Below are 1,498 nucleotides of genomic sequence, written 5' to 3' on the forward strand. Positions count from 1 at the left end.
GGCCCATGGTCCACACCCGGCCCATGGCCCTGAACCGGCCCACGGCCCTGAACCGGCCCGAGGCCGGGAACCGGGACGCTGTCGGCGGTGCCCGGAACGAGGTCCGCCGCCTCGTCCCCACGGACACGGGCCGTGCCCGGACCAGCGGCGACCGTCGGCTCTGCCCCCGCGCCGGATGCGGCGGAGCCCCCGGCACCGGGCGCGTCCAGGGCCGGAGAGGCCGGCTCTGGCAGGTCCGGGGCGAACGCACTTGAGACCGGAGTGGTACGCGTCGGCGCCCCCGGGGCGGAGGCGGCGGACGCTCCCGCCAGGGCGCCGCCCCGGTGATCGTCCGGGGCCCGGTTCGGGGCCGGCCTCCCGCCCAGGCCCCTGGCCACCAGCGCCTCCCGGCCGGCGAGGTCCGCCGCCGCCAGCAGGGCCAGCGCGGCGGGATCCCGCACCGGACCCGTCAAGGTCCCGGCCGCTGTGCCCGTACGGTCCTCCACCACCGACAGCAGTCGCGAACGGGCCGCCGGAGCCAGGGTGTCGAAGCCCGCCCTGAGCGCGGGCAACCGGTCCAGGAACGCGCGGTCGCTGAACGACTCCACCCGCTCCAGCAAGGGGTCCAGCGCACGGCCCGTCTCCAGCAGGGGGCCCGCCGCGAGGAGCGCGCCGCGCAGGAAGTCCGCGAGCCGCGTAAGCAGTTCCGGCGAAGTCGCGCCATCGGCGCGTGAGGCGAGGCGGGTGCCGAACCCGCCCGGGTCCCGCTGCCCCAGCAGCACCCGCGCCGCGCCCGCCGCGCCCCGTATCAGCGGCGTGGCCTCCGTCTCCAGCCGGGCCAGTGCGTCGGCCAGACGCAATCCGCCGCCGACCTCGGCCGCCTGCCCGGCGAGCGAGACCAGGGCGCGGGCGTCGGCGGGGTCGGTGGAGCCCGCGAGGCCGTCGAGCGCGCGCACCCCGGCCGACGCCAGCTCCTCGTACGCCGCGCCGACCGCCGACCGCTCCCAGCCCGGGTCCAGCCCCGGCACATGGCCGGATCGGATCCGGTCCAGCAACGCCATCCCGGCGAGCAGTTCGGGCAGGGAGCCGGTCGCCGGGACCAGCTCGGCGGTCTCGGCCAGCCGCTCCACGGCGAGGGGGCGCAGCGCGGACTCGGCTGCCCGGGCGAGTCCGTCGAGCACCTCCGCCGCCGACGGCCCGCCCCGGCGCAACTCGTCCGCGCGCTCCTGCCGCAGCATGCCCGCGGCCGCCTGGTCAAGGGTCACCCCGTGCAGCCCCGCCACATCGAGCATCGCGGCCGTGGACGGTGTCCAGGCGACGGCCCAGCGCGTCGTCAGCGCGGCGGCGTCACCGACTCCGGCGACGCCGGACTCCTCCCCGTAGGGAACGCCGCAGACCACGAGCCGGCGCAAGGCGATCTCACGACGCCGGTCGAGGCCGCTGCGGAGCACGTCCAGGCGTAGCTCCCGGCGCTCGGGCCCGTCGGGCCCCGGCAGTCCCAACTCGGCGAGCAGTGCCT

General features: G+C 78.2%; 1 protein-coding gene. It reads right to left on the reverse strand.

What is annotated here, in order from left to right:
• Positions 1 to 1,481, reverse strand: a 1,481-nt coding sequence (locus ACWF94_RS40335; RefSeq protein ID WP_453500251.1) for a DUF5682 family protein, incomplete at its 3' end; no start/stop codon positions are given.
• Positions 1,482 to 1,498: the final 17 nt, after the last annotated feature.

The sequence above is a fragment of the Streptomyces sp. NPDC055078 genome, from assembly GCF_053607985.1.